Raw genomic sequence first — 25,122 nt, 5'->3', positions numbered from 1 at the left:
CTATTACTTTAGTAATTCTGCTAATTTAGCTTCTAAAGCTTCACCTCGTAAATTAGAGGCAACAATCTTTCCTGTCGGATCGATTAAAAAGTTCTGTGGAATACCACGCACTTCATATAATCCTACTGGAGCAGATTTCCAGCCTTGCAAATCTGATACTTGTGGCCACTGTCCTAATTGATCATCTGCAATCGCTTTCAACCAGGCGTCTTTTTTACCTGGATTATCTAAAGAGACTCCAAATACAGTAAAGTTCTTGTCTTTAAATTTATTAAATGCTGCTACAACATTAGGGTTCTCTTGGCGACATGGTCCGCACCAGCTCGCCCAGAAGTCTAATAATACATATTTACCTCTTAAAGAAGAAAGAGAAACCTGATTGCCTGCAGTATCAGGCAATGTAAAGTCCGGTGCTACAGCTCCGATAGCTACTGCTTTTAACTTTTCAATTCTTGTTGCTAATTCTTTACCTTTTTTACTGTTTTTTAGCTCTGCTGATAACGCTTGATAACTTGGAATAATCAATGAATTGACATTTTCAGCATCTAATTTATCTCCTAATAAATCCAATGTAATGAAACTTGATTTATTATTTTTAATAAACTGCTCGTCCACCAATTCTTGTTTCTCATTGATTTCTCCGGCTTCTTTTTGCAGACCTGCAATAAAAGTCTGGTCATTACGCTGTTCTTCAGTAGCTTCTGAATAACGCTTATTTAATGCCTGAAACCCCTCTGAGAAAGGCTTAACAGCAGTTTGGTATTTTGCAAAATCATTATTGATCGCATTACCCGAAATAACTGCATTTTTCATCTCACCAGTAGATTCTACTTTGATCACTCCATTTGACAGGTATACTTGTGTCAAATCAGGATTTTGTATTTCTTTGATGCTAGTTCCGTCTGCTGAAAGAATTAAGTACGCTTTAACAGGTCCAGCAACTGTACCGTTAAATTTAAACTGTCCACCTGTTACTGTTGTTGAATCTATTTTGCGCGCATTGTTTTCAGCATATTGCATAAACACTTTTGCTTTATCTGTCGCTCCTTGTATTTTACCTGTTACGGTAAAATTCTCTTGTGCAAAAATTAAAGTCGGGATAAGTCCTAATCCCAATAATATTCCTTTTTTCATCTGTATATAATTTGACATTTATTACTTCATTTACATGGGTTGGATTACCATCTGCCGCTGGCACCGCCACCACCGAAGCCACCGCCACCAAAACCGCCGAAACCACCACTATCTCCACCGCCACCAAAGCCGCCACCTCCGGAACCACCTCGTCCAAGTGTATTTAAGAGTGTCCACCAAAACAGATCGGAAGTTCCTGTACCATTCATGACTTTACCACCACCATTTCCACCGTTTCCTCCTTTTCTAGAAATCACTGCGATGACAATGATAACAATAACAATGACGATCAACATCTTTGAAGTGCCTCCCTTTCCTTGGGGTTGCTTAGGATCTGCTTTATACTCTCCTTTTGTATAGGAAATCAGAGCATCTGTTGCCTTATTAACTCCTGAAAAATAATCCTGCGCACGGAAAGCTGGCTTTATTTCGTTTTCAATGATGAGATGTGCGATCGCATCAGGAACAGCACCTTCTATACCATACCCTGTCTGAATAGTGACAGCACGATCTCCAATTGCGGCAAGCAACAGTATTCCTGTGTTGTACTTTTTATTTCCTATGCCCCACTTTTGAGCTAGTCTTACGGCATAATCACTGATATCATAAGATCCTGTTGAATTCATCAAGACTACCGCAATCTGTATGGAAGTAGAGTCTTCAAAAGCCAGGAGTTTTTGCTCTAACTGCTGTACCTGAGTGGGCGATAATGTGTTTGTATAATCGTTGACCAATCTGTTGGATGTCGCCGGAAAATCATCTTGTGCAAATACACCTGCAATACTAAATAGTACTGCGACTGCCGTCATGACAAAAATACGTATGGCTGACAATCTAATTTTGGTCAATGACCTATATTCTTTTCGTTTATCCATTTTTTATTTATCGCCAAAAACAATATCATTCGGTAATTCATTAATATCATCGTCTTCTCGTGGATAAAATTTCGCCAGTTGTTCGCCTGCATGCTCAATGCCTTGGATCAAACCATTCACATATTGTGCATTCCGAAATTCCTGAACCATAATTTCTTTCGTTTTCTCCCAGAAATCGTCCCCTACTTTCTTGTGAATCCCTGCATCTCCTATAACGGAAAATTTATGGTCTTCGTGTGCTAAGTAGATTAAAACTCCATTTCTTAAAGCGGTCTTATGCATATCCAACTTTTCAAAATAGTGGGTTGCACGTTCGAAAACTTCTCCAGGACAGTGTTTCTCAACAACCACACGGATCTCACCGGAAGTTTTATTTTCCGCGATACTGATCGCATGTACTACTTTTTCCTGCTCTTCTGATGAAAATGTTCCCATTACTAAAGTCTTTTTTAAATAAAAAAAGATGAATGCGTGCACAAATTTCGGCCATCATTCATCTTTTCTAGTAAACTAATACGCTGTATTTAGAAAGATACTGCTGGCGCTTTATCCGCACCTTCTTGTGCTGTGAAAGTTCCTTTTGCTTTAAAGCCAAACATGCCAGCCATCAAATTGTTAGGAAAACTTCTTACAGTTGTATTGAACTGCTGTACCGCTTCATTGTAAGCTCTACGTTCGGTTGAAATTCTATTTTCAGTACCTTCTAATTGCGCTTGCAATTCTAAAAAGTTTTGATTTGCTTTCAAATCTGGGTAAGCTTCTACTGTAGCCATTAACTTACTTAAAGATCCTGAAAACTGGTCCTGTACTTTTTGATATTGTGCAATTGTTTCTTCATTCAAATTGGTAGGATCTACCGTGATAGAAGTCGCCTTGGCACGTGCTTCAACAACAGCTGTTAATGTACTTTCTTCGTGCTTTGCTGCTCCTTTTACGGTATTTACCAAATTCGGAACTAAATCTGCACGTCTCTGATATGCATTTTCAACTTGAGCCCATTTTCCTTTTACATTTTCATCTTGCGATACCATTGTATTGTATCCGCATGAACTGAAAGATAATGCGACCATTAAACCAAAGAATGCGACTAATAATCTTTTCATTTTTTGTTGAATTAATATATTTCAAATTAAATTTTGATGGAAAGCTTACTACAAAGCTCATACCACTCCTACGAATATAAGAATAATTTTAGGCGTTAAGTATTTATAACTAAAAAAATACAGCAGTTATCCTTAACTTTGGGCTGTTTTTGGGATAAAAACCCAGCAAGAAATTTATGCAGAAAGAAATTGAACTGGCTATCGCTCCGGAAAGAATCGAGGACGAGAATTATATTCTAATTCAAGGTTCTAAAGCCTTGAAAATAAATGGTGAGCGCATTAAAGGATTTAAAATTCGTAAGCGTTCTATTGATGCCCGTAGCCGACATGTCGTTTTTAGAGCGCGTATTATATTTTTTATCGACGAAGAGCCTATAAATGAAGTTTTTGAAACCCACTTTAAATCGGTCCATAACGCACAACCTGTGTTAATTATTGGTGCTGGTCCTGCAGGTTTATTTGCCGCGCTACAATGTTTGGAAAAAGGGCTTAAACCTATTATTGTTGAACGTGGTAAAGCTGTGCAGGATCGCCGTCGTGACCTTGCGAAGTTAAACCGCGAAGGTATTGTTGATGAAGACTCCAATTATTGTTTTGGTGAAGGTGGTGCCGGTACATATTCTGATGGAAAGCTATATACCCGCTCGGATAAACGTGGTGATGTTGAGAAAGTACTTAAACTTTTTGTTGCCCATGGTGCTAATGAAGATATTTTGGTCAATGCACGCCCACATATCGGAACGAACAAGTTACCTCATATTATTCAGGACATCCGAGAAACGATTATCGCCCATGGTGGCGAGGTTATTTTTGAACAACGTGTGGTCGATATCAATACGGAAAATAATCAGGTTACAGGTGTCACACTTGCAAGTGGAAAACAATTGAAATCAAATCATGTCATTGTAGCTACAGGACACTCGGCACGTGATATTTTCGAACTTTTCCGTAATAAAAACTGGTTACTTGAGGCTAAAGCTTTTGCTCTGGGTGTTCGAATTGAGCATCCGCAGGAGATTATTGATCAAGCACAGTATCATTGTGAAGTCCGAAGCGAGCATCTTCCACCGGCTTATTATAGTCTTGTGGAACAGGTAAATGGCCGTGGGGTCTTTTCATTCTGTATGTGTCCAGGTGGGGTCATTGCTCCTTGTTCTACTGCAGACAATGAAATCGTTGTGAATGGCTGGTCGCCATCGAAACGGAATAATCCGCACGCCAATTCGGGTACTGTTATCCAAATCAACCTGGAGGATGTTCCGGGATCGGAAAGCGATCCATTTGCTTTGTTGGATTTCCAACGTGAAATAGAAAAACGTGCTTTTGAAGCTGGTGGTGGAAAAATGGTGGCTCCTGCGCAACGGATGATTGATTTTGTTGAGGGGCGGATATCCAAAGATCTTCCGGAAAACTCTTATAAACCCGGTACGGTTTCTGCTGATTTAACTCAGGTGTTACCAAAATTTGTGTACGAAGCATTACGCGGTGCATTGCCTATCTTCGGTAAAAAGATGAAAGGTTACTATACCAATGAGGCTATCCTTGTTGCTGTAGAATCCCGAACTTCTTCACCCGTCCGTATTCCCCGTGATAAGTTATCTTTACAACACCCTGAAATTAAAGGTCTTTACCCTTGTGCTGAAGGGGCAGGTTATGCTGGGGGTATTATTTCCGCTGCTATTGATGGTATGAACTGTGCCAATGCGATCAATTAAATTGATAAAATATTAAATTGGTCTTGCAAAAATTCAAATAAAGCCGTATTTTTGTAAGACCAACGCGAAAGTAGCTCAGTTGGTAGAGCACAACCTTGCCAAGGTTGGGGTCGCGAGTTCGAATCTCGTCTTTCGCTCAAAATAAAAAAGCTTCCAAAATTTGGAAGCTTTTTTATTTTATACTGTTTCGTTATGGGGCACTTTTTTTCCCAGTCGCATGACAGCTGGTGTAAAAAAGGACAATACGCCTACAATCATCATCAATAATCCTGCGATCACAAAAGCGTTGGCTACTCCAATTACATCTGCTATCATACCCGTAAAAAGCAATCCGATGACACTTGGCAGAATAGCAAGGCTAAAATAGAGCGAAAATACGCGACCTAACATTTGGGGTACGACTTCTTCTTGTATGGTCGTCATAAAAGATGCTGAGAACAGCGACATGGATACACCGCCTATTCCAGTCACAATTACAAATGGAATGAACCAGGTGGATGGGAACCAACCTGAAAAAGCAAATGTCAATCCCAGTACAATATGCATGGTATTGATCATGATTACTTTCGAGAAGTTCACTTTAAATGCTCCCAATAATCCTCCTCCCATTAACATGCCTACTCCCCATATAATTTCAATCACACTCATCTCCCACTTTCCGCCATTAAAATGATCGATTGTCAAAAGTGGAAACATAATAGCGATCGGCATAACACAAAAAGTAGCGATCATGGCGTATAAAAACAATAGGCTCAAACCACGATTATGGTAGATGGCCTGCATACCTTGTTTTAGATCACTCCATGCCTGTCCAAAGGTTAATTTAGATTCAACCTTTAAATGAGGAATGGTAACAAAGAATAACGATACTATTGCAACTGCCGCACCGATAACATCGAGATAAAGCACTTGAGCGATTGAAAAATAAGTAATCGCCAATGTTCCTAATGCAGGCCCAGCAATACTACTGACGGACTGAAGCATCTGATTTATTCCAGATACACGTAGCAATTTATCTTCCGGAACCATCAGTGGTGCTATTGCCTGCATAGCTGGTGCATGAAAAGCGGCTCCAATGGAACGACAAGTTAGCAACAGATAGATCAGCGATAGTCCTACTGCAGCCTCCTGCAGTACAAAAGTCATCATTAAGGTACATAAAGCAATAAATGCATCTGCGAAAATCATTACCTTTTTCCGGTCCCAGCGATCTATTAAAACACCTACAAAGGGTCCAATAAGTGCCTGTGGCAATAAGCCTGCAATACCTGCTAAAGCCAATACCTCGGCCGACTTATGCGTTAAACTCAACCAGACAATCACAGCAAAATTGACAGCAGAGCTCGTCAACAGTGACACAAATTGTCCAATCCAAATATACATATAGGTTTGAAACCAATTTTTCTTTTCCATAAAATAATAAAGTAAAATACAACCTTAAATGATGCGAAATATCATTTACTAAAAAAACTATTTACTTGACTGAGCTAAAATCATCAAGGAATAAAATAAAACGTTGTATATAAAGCGACTTTCATAACGATGCAAATTTACAAAAATTTGCTAACTTTAAGATTAGCAACATCCTATAAATTATGAAAGTTTTCAGAAGCAGGCAAGACCCTTTGATGGAGGCCACGATCATTGGCCTTATTTTATCCATGATAATCATGATGATCGTTACACTTCGTACTGAACAAGCTACTTTTATAGAATTTGTGACTATAATAGGTCTCCCGACATTCTTCATGGCCATATTATTACTACCACGACCGAGGTATTCAATAGACAGTCAATATCTTACTTATCAATCGGATATCTTTAGAGGAAAGATCGCCATAAAGAAAATTTACAAAATAGAGGTTGGAAAGACTTTATGGGTGGGCTTCAAGCCCGCGGCAGCCCGTAAAGGGCTGATCGTACATTATAATAAATATAAAGAAATATACATCAGTCCAGATGGTAATGATGATTTTTTGTATGAATTAATGCAATACAATCCTGCTATTAAAATCGTGCGACCTGCTTAATCAGCGGTCCAACCACATCTGAAAATCGGATGATTTATCTTCACTCACGATAACCTCGATACCAGCTGGCAATGCTGGTTGTAACTGGAGCCTTATGCGATTACGTGCTACTTTGAGCATATCGACAATGGCATCTATTTGGATAATGAATTTGCGATTGACCTGAAAAAAGAATGTTGGATCCAGGCGCGACACTAGCCCTGTTATGGTATCGTCGACAATAAACTGATCTCCATCTTTTGTGTAGCCGTACAATATTTTATCTTCAGCCATAAAATAGGCAATTTCTGTTGTCGGTATCGATTTTAACCGCATACCATACCGTACTAGAAAACGAGTTTTGTATTGAATCTCCTTGGTCTCCTGGACGATAAACGGAACGACTTTATCAAGTGCTTGTTGCAACTCGTCGTCGTCATACGGCTTCAACAAATAGGCATAACCTTGATTTTGAAAAGCTTTTAAGGCGTAATCTTCAAACGCTGTTGTAAAAATAACAGGTGCCTGTACTTTGACTTGGTCAAATATTTCGAAACTCAATCCATCACCGAGCTGCACATCCATAAAAATGAGATCGACTTCATTTTTAAGCAACCAATCGGCAGCTTCACGCACTGTTGTTATAATCGTAGATTGAAATTTCGTAGCAATCACTTGGTCTAATTTCTCCAATAGACTTTCTGAGGCCCAATTTTCATCTTCTACGATTAATATCTTTTTAAACATGTGCTGAATTTAAAAAAAAATCCCCATTCTTTTGAGAATGGGGATCGGAATTTATGAAATTGCTCTAATTTTATAAATCTGGATTATTAGATATCGCTTCTTTCGGATAACGAATGACATAACGTGGGTCATTTTCATTTAACGTATAGTTCCTAGACTGATAGCTATGTACAATCTCGGGTCTTGTCGTACGTTTTAAATCGTACCAACGTAACCCTTCCAAAGCAAGTTCGCGCGCACGCTCATCTAAGATAAAAGTAATCAGCTCTGCATTTGAAAGCGTAGCCAATTTAGCTTGAGCAGTTGCAAAAGCCGTTACGGTCAATCTATTTTTTAATAAGGTTGTTAAAGAAGCCATTGCTTGTTCTGTTTGACCTAATCGAGCAGCTGTTTCAGCTTTGATCAAATACAACTCTGCATTTCTAAAGGTCACATTAAAACGATTATTTCCACCTTTTTTAGATACAATATTATCATCCCATCTTTTTTCAAAATAACGTACAAGGCGTAAGTCGCCCCTGTCGTATTTCGTCAACAATACTGGACTGATCAAAGTGGAACTTGATACACTGGATTTTCCCACTTCTTCCCAGGCCTGAATCATTTCTTTGGATTCAAAATCATTTGGCAATTTAGAATTTGCATCATTTAGGTTTTCTAGGTTTGCATTGATAGCTAAACCCCGATCTGCCGCTTGCGCTGCTAATTCCCATTCGCCACGATATAATCTTAAACGAGCTTCAAAAGCATCATAAGCGCGACGACTGAATCTATACTTTACATTAGTTACTTGATCAGTCACTTGAAGTAAAACAGATGCTTCTTCCATATCCGCTAAAATTTGCTGGTACACTTTTTCTACAGTGGCAGGAGCAAACAATTGCTCTAAGTCTACTTTAATAGAAATGGGCACACCACGATCTGTTAATGCAGTTGCGACATTATAATTATCGGCATAGGTATTTAGCAATTCGAAGTGAGCATAAGCTCGTAATAAATACGCTTCCGCACGTATTTGCTTTACAGCATCTGTATCACCTACTTTTTCTTTAGCCTCGGCAATGATGTGATTGGCATAGAAGATACTTTTATAGAATGTTTCCCAAGCCATTGGTTGTGTATTTCGATCAGGATTTTGATCATTCCATAAATAAAGATCTTTCAGAGTCGCTAAGTCAGTAGAAAATTCATCCAATAACAACTCGTCGGTACGTAGGGTTAAGAATGATTTATGCTCTGGATAAACTTTATAACCACTAAACATCAAAGCTCTAAAATCAGCTTCCGTAGTAGGAACTACTGTTCCTACTGGTTGTATATCTAAGTATTTATTGCAAGAAGCAGTTGTTAAACTTACAGCTAGCAATGCGATATATATTAATTTTTTTTTCATGGATTTTTAATTAAAATGATGCCGTTAAACCAAAAGCAAATGATTTGGAAATGGGTTGCGCATAATTATTACCATATGTCTCTGGATCGAAGTAACCTTTATAGTCCGAACCAAAAACGAACAAATTACGTCCTTCAATGTTAAAACGAATCTTTGATGCTTGAACTTTGCTGGAAAGCGATTTAGGCAACGTATATCCTAATCTTATGCTGTTGATACGTAAATAACTCATCTTTTTAGACCAGATATCTAAATACTTGAAAGAGTTTGAGGGATCATTTCCATCCATCCAACTATACGCCATCCAGCGATCATTCGCTTCAGCACTTGTCGAGCCTATTGCGATAAAGTCTTGCGAACCTGGAGTCAATGCCTGCAATACATCTCTCGTATAATTGGATCCGCGATCTATTATAGCTGGATTATAGCTTGGACTGCGACGCATCCATTGATCGATATTGAATACAACTGAAACTGCTAAATCAAAATTAGCATATCGGAACCGGTTGGTCATACCCCCTACAAATTTAGGGTCCATACTACCTCTGTATTTGAATTTTTCCTGATAATCATTATTTTTCATCGTAGAATTCACAAAAATACCTGGCGCTATGTCTGCGTAGGGATCGAAAAGTTGAAAGTAATCTTCATAAGATACAACAGCGCCTTGATCATTGTAAAATTGAGGTAATCCATCGGCATCCAAACCGGCTGTTTCAATTTCATACATGGCATTGATGGGGTAACCTGCGCGCGCATCTACATTGTATGCTGTCGGATTAGCCATAACGCGTTTTAACTTATTTCGGTTTTGAGCAATATTAAAATCAGTCGACCAAGTAAAACGATCTGTTACAATATTTTGACTACTGATCGATAATTCTATACCATCATTGTTAACAGAAGCCCAGTTACGTGATACATTCGGAAATCCATTTTCTAATGGTAATTGACTTGTTCCAACCAAATCTGTTGAAGTACGATTATAGTAATCTACCGTAAATTGTACTCTATTTCTTAGAATACCTAAATCAAATCCTACATTCCAAGACTGCGTACGTTCCCAACGTAATTTATCATTAGCGGGCATACCAACTACAATGCTTTCTTCGCTATTTCCAGGCAACATAGACCCAGTACTATAATCCCCAATAATAAATGGATAAGAATTACGATCAATATTTCCTTGTATACCATAAGATCCTCGGAATTTCAGATTTGAGATCCATTCCTGATCTTTTAAAAAATCCTCTTCTTTTGCATTCCATGATCCCGATAGTGACCAGATCGGCAAGAATCTGTACTTCGGATCGACCCCAAACATATTGGAACCGTCGTAACGGATACTACCATATGCATTGTATTTACGATCATAACTATATGAAGCATTGGCGTAAAATGATGCATAAGAAGATTCACCTATCGTTTTAGCATATTGCTGATACATTTTATTATTAGCAAAATTACTATTTGGGAACAAAATTGTTTGAGACGTTAAAGTTTTTGGATTGAAGCCAAAGCCACGTGCCATTGTACCTGTACTTTTTGATCTCCTTAGTTCTGTACCAGCCATAATTTCGATATCGTGGTGATCATTAAATTTGCGAGTGAACTGTGCAAAAGATTTCCAGTTGTATTGAAAAATACTGTTTTTATCATTTTGAATCGTACCACCGTCTGGAAGAAAATATTTTGTTGTTTTTGAGGCACTATCATAATAACGTGTTTGTGCTCTAAACTTTCTTGTGTTATAACTTTCTTTATCGGCAAACCTTTCCGTACCAGACTCTTCAAACTGCAAGCCCAATTCCGTACGTAAAGATAAAGACGGTAATAACTGATATGTCAAATTCGCAATTGCTTTTAAACTCTTATTGTTCAAATTATAGTTTGTATTTGTTCGTTCCTCAAGCGCATTGAAAGGAATATACGTATCTCTTTCGTACCCTACGATATCTGGATCATACACATAATTACCATGTGCGTCTCTTGGTGTCAAATATGGGTTAACTGTACGCGCGTAGGTGTTGGGATTCGTAAAAGCATCACGATCTTGAATGAAGTTATTACGATCTGTAGATGATCCCAGTAGATTAATACCCGCCTTCAATTTATTACTGATTCTGAAGTTATTATTTAAAGTCAATGAATAACGACGCATACCAACACCTTTTGTAGTTGCCTGTTCATCATAAAATCCTCCTGACAAATAAAAATCATGTCCATCAGATCCACCGGATATTGCAGCTGTATATTGTTGATTCAAAGCTGTACGATACAGTTCATCACCCCAATTATGATTCTGACTGCGTAATTGACTAATAGCAGCTTGGGTTGTTGTCGACAAACCACTCAAACCAAACTGACGATAGGTATCCAATTCATTATTCGCACTCAATAAACGCGCAATCGCACCTTGATTAGTACGATATGTCAAATCCGAACGATTGGCCATTCCTAATTCAAAATCAACCTTTTCTGATGCGTTCATCAGGTTGAGTTTTGTAAAATCAGGTTTCTGCGTAACGAAACTATTTGCGGATACGGAAACCTGCGTAGGTCCTTTCTTACCTTTTTTGGTTGTAATGACGATAACACCATTAGCTGCTCTAGCCCCATAAATTGAAGTTGCTGCGGCATCTTTTAATACGGTGATATCCGCAATATCATCTGGATTGATCCCTGCAATCGGTAAATTCGACAGATTATTCAAATTATCTTTATCAAAAGTATTTGGCAATGCTGTTCCTTCAATCGGTAAACCATCGATTACCCATAAAGGATCCTGTGTTCCGTTTAAAGATACAGTACCACGGATACGAATCTTTGGAGCACTGTTCGGCCCCCCGTTCAGGTTACTTAATTGTAAACCCGCTACCTGTCCTTCCAATAATTGATCAATACTAGACACACCTGTTTGCTTGATATCGTCTAATTTCACCTTGTTATAAGCTGTCGTGTTCTTGACCTTACTGATATTGGTATACCCTGTTACGATCACTTCTTCCAAAGCCTTATCTGCAGCTTCCAAAAAGATCGTATTGTATACCTTTGCTACCTGAACTTGCTTATTTTGGTATCCAACAAAGGACACTGTAAAATATTTAACGTCCGTCGGTACAGTTAGCGTAAAATTACCAGCGTTGTCAGTCACTGCTCCCAATGCAGATTGTTGTATTTGACCAACTACGCCCGTAGATTCCCCTACTGCTGTGCTTTCAATAAAAACGGTAGCACCTAATATCGGTGTTTGCGTTTTGCTATCCAACACTTTTCCCTTTAGGGTTATCGTTTCCTGTGCAAACGAAGTCAGTTGCACGCAAGAAAAGACGACAAAGAGTAAGAATTTGTTCATTTGTTTTTATATATAGATTTTTGTTAATTATTCACATTTAACGAACTATTGATCCGCATTAACAGGTCCTGATAATGTGCCTGAGTGGTGAAATCTCCTGAAGACTGCGCTGTTTTTAACAACTTCTGAATCTGGATTAATTCCGCTCGTTTCACGGTCAGCATTTCAGATGTTCTGCTCAGACCTGAAACATGGACATTGCGTAAATCATGTTCATCAGAATTAGCATGTGCTGTTGCATGTACCGGACAGAACGCTGGTTTAGCCGCTTTCATAAATTGATCTACAAAAGACAATTTTTTCGTATTCAATTTATCCATACTTTTATTATTGGTTACCAATAATATATCGATATAGTTCTGTTGCAACATACGGGCATCAATATCTAAATTCTGCTTTTTTAAAGTTTTTGCAAAGATCTCCTGACGTAATGTTTTCAGAAATTCTTCTACGCTCCATGCTTGAGCACGTCCGAAAAGTAGTTCCATCTCGGTCATGCGCAATAAGCGCTGATCTTGAAGTAAATTATATAATAAGCTGTATTGAAATTCTCTTTTTAATGTATACGGAGCATACTCGAAAGAACCTACTGGACTATCTTTTAATGGGAATGTTTTTGTCATCAATTCTTTTCGGAACAACCATTCTGGCAAAGTAAAAACGTTTTCTTTTAAGTAAGCTAATGCTTCTACTTGTTTCTGGCGTGGCACTGGTGCATATGCGTCTTTGCCGTCACCTAAAACAGGGTTATTGAGATAGATACCACCGATATTGTTGGAAACATGATCTGCATAAGCATACCATTGACCAATAACTGCCATATATAATTTACCTGCTTTATAGTAATCCTGACCTGAAGTAGTTGTCCAGTTAATGATCTGAGGCATGATACGTTTCAAATTTTTCAAACCATATGTACCAGCAAGCATGGCATTGTCTCCTAAATCTTCTGACTGCGATCTTGGATCAACTGTATTTTTAGGGTCCTGTTGCTCTCCGTACCAATAGTAAGGATTGTCCTGCTTCGACTCAATCTCTTTTTTTAGCAATGGAAGTTCTTCCCATGCTGTCTTGTTCGGGTACCATCGGTAAGCCCAGGCAATTGCATATTTATCATATAGACCAATCACTGGTGTAATAGCCTGTACCTGATCTTCTGGTTGAGCCACATAATTAAAACGGGCATAATCCATGATGGATGTTGCTGTCCCCCCCATCTTTTGTGTAAAGGAAGCTGATCGCAATGAATCTACAGGGAAACTAAAAGACGATCCCATATTATGCTTCAATCCTAATGTATGACCGATCTCGTGTGATGATACAAAGCGGATGGCATGTGCCATTTTCTCATCAGAGAATATGTTACCGCGAACAGATGGATCGATCGTGCCTGTCTGTACACGCATCCATGTATTTAGGGCAGTCATTACATTATGCCACCAGATTACATCTGCTTCTAAGATTTCACCGGTACGTGGATCTACAACTGATGGTCCCATCGCATTGGCTTGTGGAGAAGCTGCATAAGTGATGGCTGATGTATTTGCATCATCGATATCAAAGTCCATTCCTTTTGGAACTTCTTTTGCAATGATGGCCTCTTTAAAGCCGGCCTCTTCAAAGGCTTTTTGCCAATCGTGTACTCCTTCAATAATTTGTTTACGCCATTGCTGTGGAGTAGCTGGATCAATGTAGAAAACTATTGGTTTCTTTGGAACAACCAATTCGCCCGCTAAATAACGTTCCACATCTTCTTCGCGTGGCTCTAAACGCCAGCGTGTTACCAGTTCTCTTTTCTCCATTTCTTGCTGCTTATCTGAAAAATACCAGCGAGGAGTAGTAAAATAACCTACTCTAGGATCTGAGAAACGGGGCTTCATTGCATCTTTAGGCAATTCTAATATATTACTAGTGATGGTTAAACTGATTGGAATGGATTCATTTCCTTCGGTGACACGTGTAGATAATATGGAGCGAATTACAATGTTGTTATCAAATGATTTCATCTGATCGATCAATGATAATGCTGTTTTAGGAGCAGTACCTAATCCAATATTGGTAAATACATCGTTGAAACTTTTCTCAGTTCCATCAAATACTTTATTTATCTTGATAATTACTGATGATGAATCTTTATTATAGCCTTCAATTTTGAATGATTCAATAAACGATGCTGTAAAATTATCGGCGACTGAGCGTGCTATCGCATCTTCTTTAGGTACTTCTACCTGAGGTTTAATTTCACTTGCCCAAATCTCTTTACGTGCTTTTTTTAGGGAGAAACGTATTACTTTATTTTCATAATTCATGCCTTTATTTAAGCCCGCTTCATTCAAAGCTAAAGGCACAGAAGAGATTTTATTGATCAACAAAAAGTCTTTGTCCAGTTTCTCAACCGGTATTTCGAAAAAGAAATCTTTCTCTTTATTAATCACATTAAAAATTCCACTATCAATTTTGGCATTTTTTAGAAACTTGTCGTAAACTAAAGCAGAATCCTTTTTTGTGGAATCAGCGACAACATCTTTCTTTTTACCTAAGCCTAGAGGACTGAGCAGCTGACAAGAATTGAGAATGAAAATAGAAAAGAAACCAAAGCTTGCTAATGCTGAATTTCTTTTGAAAGGCAGATTATTCATTTGTTTAAATTAAAATAGGACTCATAGATATAGGGGGGTGAAGATGCCAATATATTATGGTTCCAAAAAGCGAATCCGAGTGAAGGCGTGAATTTCAGGAGTGAATCCGCAGTTTTACTGGAAGAAATAGTCCAGTGCTCTAAAATTATTATTTTATCTTTATCGACTGTCAATATGGATGAATGGTAGATATACAGTAAAATCAGCATCATGATACTGGATTTCAAACCCTTGTACCTGGTAAAAATCGTAAACATGTGCTATCATTTTGGTTCCATAACCTGCGGCGTCCATATCCGGGTTTTTGAACAATACAGTATTACGAACGACCAATCTTCCTTCCTGCTCTTCAATCGTAATTGATAATGGCTGCTCCTTACTAAGTTCATTGTGTTTGATGGCATTTTCAATTAAAATCTGCAAACTGAATTTCGGAATAAATAAAGATATGACCTCTGGAGTGACGTTGATTTTCAATGGACTTAAGGTATCTACAAAACGTATTTTTTGCATGAAAAAATATTCCTCTGCAAGTGCCAATTCTTCTCTTATCGTTGCTAGACCTGACTCATCACCACTTAAAAACTTCCGGTATACTTTTGCCATCTTCCCAACAAAAACTTTTGCTTGAGCCGGGTCTTTGCCAATTAATTGCTGTAGGGATCCCAAAGCATTAAACAGAAAATGTGGATCTACTTTCCGTTTCAAATTTTCAAAGCGAAGCAAAGCATCTTCTTTTTGATATTCCAGATTTTTTAGCCGCAATCGCTTCGCTTTTCTATTTTGAATGTCAAGCAAAAACATAAAAAATAACATGGTAGCAATACCTATAGCACCTAGAAGGAATGTCTTGTTACTAATATCACGTACATCATCTTCTGTCAGCATCAATAGCACATTCACAAATAATCGATTATTTTCAAATGTTCCTTTGAATTTATATTCATCCAACAGAACTTCCATCAGAATATAGTCTGACATGACCAGATTATTTTTTACTGGATATTGCTTCCAGCTCTTTATTCTTTTTTTTCCTATTTGTTTTTCATCAGGATAAATCAAACATATTCCATTGGCATCATATACTTCAAAATATGCCCGGGTTCCTGGATTTCCAGCCCAAAAATAAGCGTTCAGTTTATGCAGATCTAGTGTCAGCTGAAGAATTCCCTCATCGGTTGGGACATAAACATGTAAATACATCCCTTTTTCACTTTTAATAAATTTTGTTTTTCTGAAATCTTCTGGTAATACTGTACTCTTAATCACGGGATCTACGGCCTTCGGATCGACATACCATTCCAGACTTTTTGAAAAATTAAGACCATCAGATCTCCAATACGTGTAGGCAATGAGAAACTGTCGCACACTGTCTTGATCAATCAGTTTATTCATAAATTTTTGCTGTCCTTCATCAGCAGCAAGCCCCATCAAATGGAAAACACGATCAAAATCATCGAATTCTTTTTGGACTAATTGTGATTTCTCAAATGACATCTCTTTTAAAATCCTCTTGTTTAAAGTGTGTAACCTATGGTCAATGACTCGAAACATCAAGACGTAGATCGAAACTATCACAAATAGCGATAACCCTAAGATTATAAATCGATTACGTTTAAAATAAAATGAAGTTATATATTTATTCATCAACAAAAAGAAATTATTGCTTAACAAGCTTAAAAATTATATATGAAGCATCAAGCGCAATACTAATACTTGTAGAAAAGTGAAAAAATCACTATATTAAAGGAATTAAAGCCAAAAAACAATGATTATGAAAAGTTATCACCCTAAAATTGGTAAAGGAACTTATGTCTGGTTACTTATTATCCTTACCTTATTTGTTTTCAATTCCTACGGAAGTATTAATAAAGGACTTTTTCTGGGAGCACTATTATCAACTTCATTGCTTGGATTTATCTGGTATGCTATGTTTATATCTCCAAAATATCATATTACAAATGAATTTCTTCAGCTAAACAATTTTTTAGAAAAAAAAACAATCCCCATTAGTACAATTAGAAAAATAGAGCGAAATCAAATCAGAGGAATCTACCCTTTTTTAAATCCTTACCAGAAGGGTTTAGTAATACATTTCAATAAATATGATGATGTTTTTGTAAATCCTCGTTCTGAGGATTCATTTATACAAGAATTACTAAAAGTAAATCCAGATCTTGAAATTATTTAGAAATAAAAGCGTTTGAATTAGAGCTCAAACGCTTTTATTTTATTGCACCTAGTATTTTATTGCACCTAGGAAGTTAACCTATTTACTAGTTAAGTTTTCTTCAACTAATTCTTCGACATATTGACGAACAACCTCATTCGAGAAACGAGTCGTTACATCAAATGCAAATGCATGTACCAATAAGATACGAGCAGCTTCTTCACCAATACCTCTAGCTCTTAAATAAAATAGGGCATCGTTATCAAATTGTCCAATTGTACAACCGTGTGAACACTTCACATCATCAGCAAAAATTTCAAGCTGAGGCTTCGTATAAACTGCAGATTTATCTGAGATCAACAAGTTATTATTTTGCTGAAATGCATTTGTTTTTTGAGCATCCTCACGTACAAAAATCTTACCATTAAAAACAGCTGCAGATTCTCCCTGCGTAATATTTTTATACCATTCGTAAGATTCACAATATGGTTTCATATGATCCACTTCTGTGTGGTTATCGACCAACTGTTTATCATCTGTCAAGTTGATACCGTATAAGTGGCTTTCCACATTTTCAGCGTCAAGACGTACGTTGATATTATTTCTTATAAAAGCTGCTCCAGGAAAATTACAGTTATAGTTATTGTATAAGCTATACTTCTCTTGATATACTTCAGTATGATTGAAATAATTACTCGCAGATTCCGCTACTTGCAAATAATAATGTTGCATTTTAGCGTTTTCTTTGACAATGATCTCTGATACTTTATTTTGAATGTTTTTAGCAGCACCAGCAACAGTCATATAAGACTCAATAATCTCTGCTTCAGCATTTGCTTCCAGCACGATTAAATTACGTGTCTGTGAAAAGAAATCTTCTGTACCTGTCGCAACATGGATAATATGGATCGGCTTAGCTAATATGGTATTTTTTGCAAGTGCAATAAAAACACCATTGGTATAACCAGCTGTATTCAATGCTACGAAAGGATTACTAGTTTTGTCTGCATGTTGTGCAAAATGTGCTTGAAAAGCAGGTTCTTCTACAGCATCCTCCATCGTTTTCACGATGAGGCCTTTTTCTTCTTCTAAAGAAGAGAATGACAGCATATATTGACCATTAACCAACACAATGCGGTGTGCATCCAGATTTGGAATTTCACCGGCACTAAAATCTAATCCTTCAATATCCACATCCGAATTCAATACATATGATTGATCGATAAGCTTATGAATATTGGTATATTTCCATTCTTCGTCTTTCACCGTTGGAAAGCCAACTGCTGAGAAGCGATCAAAAGCTTGCTGACGTATTGCCGACAAAAAAGCAGGCTCTGCTACTTGCTCTTGAAAATTGCTCAACACTTGTTGAAGTAATGATTCTGAAACTAATGTATTCATTTTATATTTTAATCAAATCGCTAATTAACACCTCTATTCTTTCACAAGATTTGTGTAATTATGCGTTTTGTGCGTCTAATTCTTTTAACCAATCGTAACCTTTTTCTTCTAATTCTAAAGCTAATTCTTTAGGACCAGATTTTACAATACGTCCGTTGTATAATACGTGAACAACATCTGGCACGATATAATCTAAAAGACGTTGGTAATGCGTGATAACTACAAAAGCATTATCTTTAGAACGCAATTGATTAACACCATTTGCTACGATACGTAAAGCATCGATATCCAAACCTGAATCTGTTTCATCCAAAATAGATAATTTAGGATTTAACATGGCCAGCTGGAAGATCTCATTTCTTTTTTTCTCACCACCTGAGAATCCTTCATTCAATGAACGGTTAGCCAAGTTCGCAGAGAATTCTACCAACTGTTGCTTTTCTTTCACTGTTTTTAAGAATTCTTTTGCTTCCATTGGAGGCAGACCTTTATATGCACGAATATCGTTAACTGCTGTTTTCAAGAAGTTAATGTTCGATACCCCTGGTATTTCAATTGGATATTGGAAAGCTAAGAACAGCCCTTCACGAGCACGATCTTCTGGAGATAAATCCAATAGATCAACGTTGTCCAATAAAGCTTCACCTTCTGTCACTTCGTACGCATCACGACCAGCTAAAACATTTCCTAAAGTACTTTTACCAGCACCATTGGGACCCATGATTGCATGAATCTCACCTGCTTTTACTTCAAGATTTAAACCTTTTAAAATTTGTTTGCCGTCTACAGACGCGTGTAAATTTTTTATACTTAACATTTCTTTATTAGTATTGTGTATTGCGCATGGTACTTTCAACAAGTACTCTGGTTGCAACTATTTTTTTTATCTATCCTACTGAACCTTCTAACGAAATCGCCAACAACTTCTGTGCTTCAACAGCAAATTCCATCGGTAACTGGTTTAATACTTCCTTTGCGTAACCATTGACAATTAAGCCCACTGCCTTCTCCGAATCGATACCACGTTGATTTAGGTAAAAGACTTGATCTTCTCCTATTTTCGAAGTGGTAGCCTCATGTTCTAAAGTTGCTGTATTATTACGATTTTCAATATAAGGGAACGTATGTGCACCACAACGGTCTCCGATTAGTAAGGAGTCACATTGTGTAAAGTTTCTTGCGTTATCTGCATTTGGTCCGATTTTCACCAAACCTCTGTAACTGTTGTGGCTTTTTCCTGCAGAAATACCTTTAGAAATAATCTTTGATTTGGTGTTTTTTCCGATATGAATCATCTTGGTACCTGTATCTGCGACTTGCATATTACGTGTCATTGCTACCGAATAAAATTCACCAACTGAATTATCGCCTTTTAAGATGACACCGGGATATTTCCATGTAATTGCTGACCCAGTTTCTACTTGTGTCCAGGAAATTTTGCTATTATCACCTTTACAAATACCACGTTTTGTAACGAAGTTGAAGATACCACCTTTACCGTCTTTATCACCAGGATACCAGTTTTGAACGGTAGAATATTTTATTTCAGCGTCTTTTTCTGCAATTAATTCGACTACTGCTGCGTGCAATTGATTTTCATCGCGCATAGGAGCTGTACAACCTTCTAAATAGGAGACATACGCACCTTCTTCAGCAACAATTAATGTACGTTCAAATTGACCTGTATTTTGTGCATTGATACGGAAATAAGTAGACAATTCCATTGGGCAACGAACGCCTTTCGGAATATACACGAAAGATCCATCAGAGAATACTGCTGAATTTAATGCGGCGTAAATATTATCTGTTTGAGGAACAACTGATCCTAAATATTTTTTAACCAATTCAGGGTGCTCTTGAACAGCTTCTCCAAAAGAACAAAAGATAACACCTTGTTCTTTTAATTTTTCACGGAAAGTTGTTTTCACAGATACTGAATCAAATACAGCATCTACGGCAACTACACCTGCCAAAATTTTCTGTTCGTCCAAAGGAATTCCAAGCTTAGCGAATGTAGACAATAACTCAGGGTCTACTTCATCTAAACTGTTTAATTGCGGTTTTGCCTTTGGCGCCGCATAATAGGAAATGCCTTGAAAATCAACCTCTGGTGTTTCGAAATTTTGCCATTTCGGCATTTTTAAGGTCTGAAAATGACGGAATGCTTTTAATCTCCATTCCAATAACCATTCAGGCTCGTTTTTCTTAGCTGAAATAAAACGCACGGTGTCTTCTGTAAGACCAATCGGCGCAAATTCCATTTCGATGTCTGTTGTGAACCCGTATTTATATTCTTCGAGCTCCAGCTCTTTTAGTAAATCGTCGTCTTTAGTACTCATAGTTCGCTCTCACGGTTTAAAAAATTGCATTCAGGTAAAACCCACAATCTTCTGAACGACAAAGTTACGATTTACATGCCAATAAAACGTTACTTTTAGTAGTTTAAGCGCCCATTTTGATAAAAAAAGTGACGAATGTCACTTTTTACGCACTCTAAGCTTAACAGGTAGCTCTTTTTTTACAAACAAATGATTTACCATAATAAAAATCTATATCATATTGTCGAAAATATTGTTTTTGATTATACAAAAAATTAAAAATCAAAAACACACTACAACACCAAATTAAATTTGGAACAATTGTGTATATTTACAGAATATCACCAATAAAAATAGTTGAATATGCCATTTTTGCCAGATAAAACAGATTTAAAAATCCTAAAATTATTACAGGAGAACGGACGTATCACCAACCTGCAACTAGCTTCAAGCATCGGACTTTCGCCCGCTCCAACATTGGAACGAGTACGAAAACTTGAAAATTCGGGATTTATAAAGAGCTACCACGCATTTGTTGATGAAGAAAAATTAGGATTAGGAATTAAATCTTTCATACAAATATCGTTGGATTTTCATACCCACAATGCTATCCCAGAATTTGTAGCAGCAGTTAAAATGATTCCCGAAGTAACTGAATGTCATCACGTAACAGGAAGCTGTGATTTCATGCTTAAAGTATATGTTAAGGATATTAAAGCATATGAAGCTGTAATTATGGAAAAAATAGCTAAGATTCCGTTTGTAAAAACTTTTCAGACCATGATGATAATGTCCACAAGTAAAAAAGAACCTATTATTCCTTTGGAATATTAATGAATAAATACATTGTCCATTTTGCTTCCTGCTGATGGGCAATGTTCTTCTTCGTATATATACATCCCTATTTTGGATTACTTCCTTTATGATCTGCCTTAGGGATTTTCACTTTAGCGAAAAATCTGCTGTCCCACTTAAAAATCGGCTCGATTTTAGCACCAGTTATTTTGCTTTCCATTCATTACTTGACAACTACTATAATTGACATAACATATTCTTTCTAATATACTTGACTGATAAAAGTAGATTAAGGTTACGTGTTGATAATGAATTTATCATAAATAAAAGTGTGAAAAAATAGTTATTCATAATTACTATTTTTCGCATGTGGTAGCATTAGAGAAGGCAATAAATTATATTTATTATCTTTACAATACAGTTATGACAGATAGTATTACACCATATCCTGATTTTGCACTTATTCTTTCTTGGCCAGATGCCACAATAAGAGGTGATGAAAAATGGATGATGTTTTTCAAAAAAATAGGGATCGTTAAGAATTTAAATTTTAAGGTTGGACATACTGGTGTTGTTATCATCTCCTCAAAAACAGGCGATTTGTTTTATTATGATTTTGGTAGATATATCTCTCCACGAGGTTATGGACGAACAAGATCAAAAGAGTCAGACCCTCTTTTATCAATCAGTATCAAAGCGACGTTCAAAAATGGGGAGATTTCAAACTTAGAGGCTATCGTTGCTCATTTTGAAAATATGAAACCTGCTATGCAGGGAAGTGGTGAACTTTTCTTCTCTATCGTCAAAGGACTTAACTTTGACCATGCAAAAGCATTTGCAGATAAATGGGTACAGAAAGGTTCCTATCCATACGGAGCAGTGGCAAAAGGAAACAATAACTGCTCTCGTTTCATTACACGGCTACTGTTTGCTTCTTCACGCCAATTTTGCTGGTCCCATCCGATTAATTTTCCGGAAACTATTAAAGCTAGTCCGATCAGCAATATTGTGAATTCTGCTGAGAACAAAATGATTTATCGTTATTCTCCAGAATATGGATTGCAGAATTTCAGAATGTCTCGCGTTCAATCACTCTTATTCTTAATTAAAAAGCTAAGTGAAAACGTATACAGCAAACAGGCTGCTTTACTCCCTGAAGACATAAGTATCGGAAGCATGTTATCTAAACATAAACCGCTTCATATCCCTGAGAGTTCTCAATATCTCGGTGGCGTTGGTGAAGGAGCCTGGTTTGATCTATCGTTGCTTAGAAACAATCAGTTGCTGATACAGCGGTTTACCATAATCGGCACTTTTGAATATGCGATTATCGGTGAGATTGAAGAAAGAATAACGTGTTTGCAAGATCTAAAAATAACTTATGACAGCCATCTTCAAATGACACATGTGCTTTATAAGCAACGAAAAATCAAAATAAATCATCTCCATCATATTTCTACTCAAGAACTGCAATCGTTACTCGCGGAAGTTATGACTGCTTGAGATGGATAACTAGGTCAATTTCCAGTCAATCGATTTTTCTCCATGTTGCTGTAAGAAGACATTTGTCTGAGAAAAATGCCTGCATCCGAAAAACCCACGATAAACAGATAAAGGTGATGGATGTACTGCTGTCAAAACCAAATGTTTCTGAGCGTTTATTAGGCTCGCCTTTTTCTGTGCATATGCACCCCACAATAAAAAGACTACAGCTTCTTTATTTTCTGAAATTGCCTGAATAACCTGATCTGTGAACTTTTCCCAACCTTTTTTCTGATGTGACCCTGCTTGATGTGCATTGACTGTAAGTGTAGCATTCAATAATAAAACTCCCTGCTTGGCCCAATACGATAAATCTCCTGATTTCGGAATTTTAAAGTCTAAAATATCTGTTTCCAATTCTTTAAAAATATTCTTTAAGGATGGCGGTAATGCAATGCCCTCTGGAACCGAAAATGCCAGACCGTGAGCTTGACCATCGTTGTGATAGGGATCTTGTCCCAAAATCACTACTTTAAGCGAATCAAAAGTGGTTAATCGAAATGCATTGAATACTAGATCTTGCGGAGGAAATACTTGTCCATTATCTCTTGCTTGTTGCACAAAAAAAGATAGATCAACCATATAAGACTGACCTAAAAGTGGGCCTAAAATCGGTTCCCAAGATTTATCAAAACGTTTTCCCATATTCTAAATATACAATTTTACAAAATAACAACTAAAACAAGTTGCTTTAGCGCACAATTTAACGGATATTTGCAAAATTAAACTCGATATACATTTACATTAAATATAGACTTATGTCAAATCTTGTAAGAATTATTATTAGCAGTGTGCTATTAATCGGAACAGTTGCTTTATTTTGGATTGGCCAATGGGGATGGGGTATTTTAGGAATATTCTTAACAATAATCGGATTTGTAACAGTTTTCTTCCATGAATATATGTTATTGGCGCAATGGTTTCTTCGCAAGCAAGATATGCCAAAAGCTGAAAAATGGTTAAATAAAATCACAAACTATGAAAAGCAGTTAATTCCGGCTCAATATGGCTATTACAATATGTTAATCGGCCTGATCGAATCGCAACGTGCTCCTATGCAAGCTGAGAAATATTTCAAAAAGGCATTGACATTAGGTCTTCATATGGATCACAATATTGCACTAGCAAAACTTAGTTTAGCAGGTATCGCAATGGCAAAACGTAATAAGCGTGAGGCAGAGAAATATTTACAGGAAGCTAAAAAAGCAGATAAGAGTAAATTATTGGCCGATCAAATCAAAATGATGAAAGATCAAATGGGTATGATGGATCGTCAACAAATTCGATACAGCAGATAAGTTATTAAATTTATATAGAAACGGCTGTTCAATTATAATTGAACAGCCGTTTCTATATAGTGACCTTCTTCTTCACTGTCTTCAAAGACAAGGATCAATTCTTTTAGTTTATCTTTTCCCCAGTTTGCAACTTTTAGGGTCAACAATACAGGTTCATCCATTTTCATTAAATAGTTAATGTAGTTTTGCTTGTCCTCTAATTTTACCAGAATTTTCCCTAGACTTAACGTTCCGAATAGATATTTTCTCCCTTTTACATCAACCAATTGCGTACCATAAGTGTTTAATTTAAGTTCGCGTTCATTTCTGTTGTAAGAGGTAAGAAAAAGTTCAACGGTTGCAGTCTTTAATTTAGCGTCAATTTGGACACTTTTAACGTCAATTTGAATCTCATCTACTACTAATGGCTCCTTTTCTATCTTATCGGACTGTGCATACACAAATTGTCCAAATAACTGAAACAGGCATACGATAACGAAGTATTTTATTATTATTTTCATTGAATACAATCTGTTTTTAACTGTAATCAAACTAACATGAGCATATTCACTACTATTTGTGAAGGATATGCAGATGCTGGTTTCATTTTTAAATATTAAAAAAAGCTATGTACTGAATACATAGCTTT

Annotated in this window: 21 protein-coding genes and 1 tRNA gene; 7 read left to right on the top strand and 15 right to left on the bottom strand. The window is 37.0% G+C overall.

Going from position 1 to position 25,122, the window contains the following annotated elements:
- Positions 1-3: 3 nt before the first annotated feature.
- From JAZ75_RS08815 to JAZ75_RS08800, 4 genes are all read right to left on the bottom strand, one after another.
- Positions 4-1,134 (bottom strand): TlpA disulfide reductase family protein, encoded by a 1,131-nt coding sequence (locus tag JAZ75_RS08815; RefSeq protein ID WP_208701292.1) that lies wholly within the window; start codon positions 1,132-1,134, stop codon positions 4-6.
- Between the two features lie 44 nt (positions 1,135-1,178).
- Positions 1,179-1,943 carry a TPM domain-containing protein gene (locus JAZ75_RS08810; RefSeq protein ID WP_410528624.1) on the bottom strand — a complete coding sequence of 255 codons (765 nt, stop codon included), beginning with the start codon at positions 1,941-1,943 and terminating at the stop codon, positions 1,179-1,181.
- A 69-nt stretch (positions 1,944-2,012) separates the two neighbouring features.
- Positions 2,013-2,444: a TPM domain-containing protein gene (locus JAZ75_RS08805; RefSeq protein WP_183917566.1), complete on the bottom strand. Its 432-nt coding sequence runs from the start codon at positions 2,442-2,444 to the stop codon at positions 2,013-2,015.
- A gap of 89 nt (positions 2,445-2,533) precedes the next feature.
- Positions 2,534-3,112 (bottom strand): LemA family protein, encoded by a 579-nt coding sequence (locus JAZ75_RS08800; protein WP_021188860.1) that lies wholly within the window; start codon positions 3,110-3,112, stop codon positions 2,534-2,536.
- Between the two features lie 176 nt (positions 3,113-3,288).
- On the opposite strand from JAZ75_RS08800, the gene JAZ75_RS08795 reads away from it, so the two are divergent.
- Complete coding sequence (locus JAZ75_RS08795; RefSeq protein ID WP_208701287.1) at positions 3,289-4,827, top strand: NAD(P)/FAD-dependent oxidoreductase; 1,539 nt, start codon at positions 3,289-3,291, stop codon at positions 4,825-4,827.
- Positions 4,828-4,891: 64 nt separating this feature from the next.
- Positions 4,892-4,964, top strand: a tRNA-Gly gene (locus tag JAZ75_RS08790).
- Positions 4,965-5,004: 40 nt separating this feature from the next.
- On the opposite strand, the gene JAZ75_RS08785 is transcribed toward JAZ75_RS08790, so the two are convergent.
- Positions 5,005-6,240 carry an MFS transporter gene (locus JAZ75_RS08785; RefSeq protein WP_208701285.1) on the bottom strand — a complete coding sequence of 412 codons (1,236 nt, stop codon included), beginning with the start codon at positions 6,238-6,240 and terminating at the stop codon, positions 5,005-5,007.
- 182 nt (positions 6,241-6,422) lie between these two features.
- Between JAZ75_RS08785 and JAZ75_RS08780 the strand changes: the two genes are divergently transcribed.
- Positions 6,423-6,857 (top strand): PH domain-containing protein, encoded by a 435-nt coding sequence (locus JAZ75_RS08780; protein WP_208701283.1) that lies wholly within the window; start codon positions 6,423-6,425, stop codon positions 6,855-6,857.
- Here the strand turns inward: JAZ75_RS08780 and JAZ75_RS08775 are convergent, their stop codons facing one another.
- The 5 genes from JAZ75_RS08775 to JAZ75_RS08755 form a co-directional block, all read right to left on the bottom strand.
- Entirely contained in the window at positions 6,858-7,583 is a 726-nt protein-coding gene (locus JAZ75_RS08775; RefSeq protein WP_208701281.1) for a LytR/AlgR family response regulator transcription factor, read from the bottom strand.
- Between the two features lie 70 nt (positions 7,584-7,653).
- The gene (locus JAZ75_RS08770; protein ID WP_208701279.1) at positions 7,654-8,976 is read right to left on the bottom strand and encodes a RagB/SusD family nutrient uptake outer membrane protein; all 1,323 of its coding nucleotides are present in this window, start codon (positions 8,974-8,976) and stop codon (positions 7,654-7,656) included.
- A 10-nt stretch (positions 8,977-8,986) separates the two neighbouring features.
- Positions 8,987-12,331 carry a SusC/RagA family TonB-linked outer membrane protein gene (locus tag JAZ75_RS08765; protein WP_208701276.1) on the bottom strand — a complete coding sequence of 1,115 codons (3,345 nt, stop codon included), beginning with the start codon at positions 12,329-12,331 and terminating at the stop codon, positions 8,987-8,989.
- A 23-nt stretch (positions 12,332-12,354) separates the two neighbouring features.
- Positions 12,355-14,970, bottom strand: coding sequence for a zinc-dependent metalloprotease (locus JAZ75_RS08760; protein WP_208701274.1), 2,616 nt, complete (start codon positions 14,968-14,970; stop codon positions 12,355-12,357).
- A gap of 159 nt (positions 14,971-15,129) precedes the next feature.
- A complete protein-coding gene (locus JAZ75_RS08755; protein ID WP_208701272.1) occupies positions 15,130-16,467 on the bottom strand; it encodes a sensor histidine kinase in 1,338 nt (445 codons plus the stop codon).
- A gap of 277 nt (positions 16,468-16,744) precedes the next feature.
- On the opposite strand from JAZ75_RS08755, the gene JAZ75_RS08750 reads away from it, so the two are divergent.
- A complete protein-coding gene (locus JAZ75_RS08750; protein WP_165905865.1) occupies positions 16,745-17,161 on the top strand; it encodes a PH domain-containing protein in 417 nt (138 codons plus the stop codon).
- Positions 17,162-17,239: 78 nt separating this feature from the next.
- Here JAZ75_RS08750 and sufD read toward each other — a convergent pair whose 3' ends face one another.
- From sufD to sufB, 3 genes are all read right to left on the bottom strand, one after another.
- Entirely contained in the window at positions 17,240-18,541 is a 1,302-nt protein-coding gene (sufD, locus tag JAZ75_RS08745; RefSeq protein WP_208701270.1) for a Fe-S cluster assembly protein SufD, read from the bottom strand.
- A 58-nt stretch (positions 18,542-18,599) separates the two neighbouring features.
- The gene (gene sufC / locus JAZ75_RS08740; protein ID WP_021192429.1) at positions 18,600-19,358 is read right to left on the bottom strand and encodes a Fe-S cluster assembly ATPase SufC; all 759 of its coding nucleotides are present in this window, start codon (positions 19,356-19,358) and stop codon (positions 18,600-18,602) included.
- 70 nt (positions 19,359-19,428) lie between these two features.
- Positions 19,429-20,880, bottom strand: coding sequence for a Fe-S cluster assembly protein SufB (gene sufB / locus JAZ75_RS08735; RefSeq protein WP_021192430.1), 1,452 nt, complete (start codon positions 20,878-20,880; stop codon positions 19,429-19,431).
- 342 nt (positions 20,881-21,222) lie between these two features.
- On the opposite strand from sufB, the gene JAZ75_RS08730 reads away from it, so the two are divergent.
- Together JAZ75_RS08730 and JAZ75_RS08725 are read left to right on the top strand one after the other, a co-directional pair.
- Positions 21,223-21,693 carry an Lrp/AsnC family transcriptional regulator gene (locus JAZ75_RS08730; RefSeq protein ID WP_021192431.1) on the top strand — a complete coding sequence of 157 codons (471 nt, stop codon included), beginning with the start codon at positions 21,223-21,225 and terminating at the stop codon, positions 21,691-21,693.
- Positions 21,694-22,077: 384 nt separating this feature from the next.
- Positions 22,078-23,157 (top strand): DUF6695 family protein, encoded by a 1,080-nt coding sequence (locus JAZ75_RS08725; protein WP_132769449.1) that lies wholly within the window; start codon positions 22,078-22,080, stop codon positions 23,155-23,157.
- 9 nt (positions 23,158-23,166) lie between these two features.
- Here the strand turns inward: JAZ75_RS08725 and ung are convergent, their stop codons facing one another.
- Entirely contained in the window at positions 23,167-23,841 is a 675-nt protein-coding gene (ung, locus tag JAZ75_RS08720; protein WP_208701268.1) for a uracil-DNA glycosylase, read from the bottom strand.
- 113 nt (positions 23,842-23,954) lie between these two features.
- On the opposite strand from ung, the gene JAZ75_RS08715 reads away from it, so the two are divergent.
- Positions 23,955-24,494 carry a tetratricopeptide repeat protein gene (locus JAZ75_RS08715; RefSeq protein ID WP_021192435.1) on the top strand — a complete coding sequence of 180 codons (540 nt, stop codon included), beginning with the start codon at positions 23,955-23,957 and terminating at the stop codon, positions 24,492-24,494.
- Positions 24,495-24,526: 32 nt separating this feature from the next.
- Here the strand turns inward: JAZ75_RS08715 and JAZ75_RS08710 are convergent, their stop codons facing one another.
- Positions 24,527-24,994: a hypothetical protein gene (locus JAZ75_RS08710; protein WP_232789390.1), complete on the bottom strand. Its 468-nt coding sequence runs from the start codon at positions 24,992-24,994 to the stop codon at positions 24,527-24,529.
- Positions 24,995-25,122: the final 128 nt, after the last annotated feature.

The sequence above is a fragment of the Sphingobacterium sp. UDSM-2020 genome (assembly GCF_016132525.1).
In the GTDB taxonomy this organism is placed as follows: domain Bacteria; phylum Bacteroidota; class Bacteroidia; order Sphingobacteriales; family Sphingobacteriaceae; genus Sphingobacterium; species Sphingobacterium anhuiense.
This window is presented reverse-complemented; position numbering and strand designations above follow the sequence as displayed.

Bases quoted from the DNA above. Each gene is read 5' to 3' on its own strand.
- JAZ75_RS08815 (WP_208701292.1), bottom strand. From the start codon at position 1,134: ATGAAAAAAGGAATATTATTGGGATTAGGACTTATCCCGACTTTAATT.
- JAZ75_RS08810 (WP_410528624.1), bottom strand. From the start codon at position 1,943: ATGACGGCAGTCGCAGTACTATTTAGTATTGCAGGTGTATTTGCACAA.
- JAZ75_RS08805 (WP_183917566.1), bottom strand. From the start codon at position 2,444: ATGGGAACATTTTCATCAGAAGAGCAGGAAAAAGTAGTACATGCGATC.
- JAZ75_RS08800 (WP_021188860.1), bottom strand. From the start codon at position 3,112: ATGAAAAGATTATTAGTCGCATTCTTTGGTTTAATGGTCGCATTATCT.
- JAZ75_RS08795 (WP_208701287.1), top strand. From the start codon at position 3,289: ATGCAGAAAGAAATTGAACTGGCTATCGCTCCGGAAAGAATCGAGGAC.
- JAZ75_RS08785 (WP_208701285.1), bottom strand. From the start codon at position 6,240: ATGGAAAAGAAAAATTGGTTTCAAACCTATATGTATATTTGGATTGGA.
- JAZ75_RS08780 (WP_208701283.1), top strand. From the start codon at position 6,423: ATGAAAGTTTTCAGAAGCAGGCAAGACCCTTTGATGGAGGCCACGATC.
- JAZ75_RS08775 (WP_208701281.1), bottom strand. From the start codon at position 7,583: ATGTTTAAAAAGATATTAATCGTAGAAGATGAAAATTGGGCCTCAGAA.
- JAZ75_RS08770 (WP_208701279.1), bottom strand. From the start codon at position 8,976: ATGAAAAAAAAATTAATATATATCGCATTGCTAGCTGTAAGTTTAACA.
- JAZ75_RS08765 (WP_208701276.1), bottom strand. From the start codon at position 12,331: ATGAACAAATTCTTACTCTTTGTCGTCTTTTCTTGCGTGCAACTGACT.
- JAZ75_RS08760 (WP_208701274.1), bottom strand. From the start codon at position 14,970: ATGAATAATCTGCCTTTCAAAAGAAATTCAGCATTAGCAAGCTTTGGT.
- JAZ75_RS08755 (WP_208701272.1), bottom strand. From the start codon at position 16,467: ATGTCATTTGAGAAATCACAATTAGTCCAAAAAGAATTCGATGATTTT.
- JAZ75_RS08750 (WP_165905865.1), top strand. From the start codon at position 16,745: ATGAAAAGTTATCACCCTAAAATTGGTAAAGGAACTTATGTCTGGTTA.
- sufD (WP_208701270.1), bottom strand. From the start codon at position 18,541: ATGAATACATTAGTTTCAGAATCATTACTTCAACAAGTGTTGAGCAAT.
- sufC (WP_021192429.1), bottom strand. From the start codon at position 19,358: ATGTTAAGTATAAAAAATTTACACGCGTCTGTAGACGGCAAACAAATT.
- sufB (WP_021192430.1), bottom strand. From the start codon at position 20,880: ATGAGTACTAAAGACGACGATTTACTAAAAGAGCTGGAGCTCGAAGAA.
- JAZ75_RS08730 (WP_021192431.1), top strand. From the start codon at position 21,223: ATGCCATTTTTGCCAGATAAAACAGATTTAAAAATCCTAAAATTATTA.
- JAZ75_RS08725 (WP_132769449.1), top strand. From the start codon at position 22,078: ATGACAGATAGTATTACACCATATCCTGATTTTGCACTTATTCTTTCT.
- ung (WP_208701268.1), bottom strand. From the start codon at position 23,841: ATGGGAAAACGTTTTGATAAATCTTGGGAACCGATTTTAGGCCCACTT.
- JAZ75_RS08715 (WP_021192435.1), top strand. From the start codon at position 23,955: ATGTCAAATCTTGTAAGAATTATTATTAGCAGTGTGCTATTAATCGGA.
- JAZ75_RS08710 (WP_232789390.1), bottom strand. From the start codon at position 24,994: ATGAAAATAATAATAAAATACTTCGTTATCGTATGCCTGTTTCAGTTA.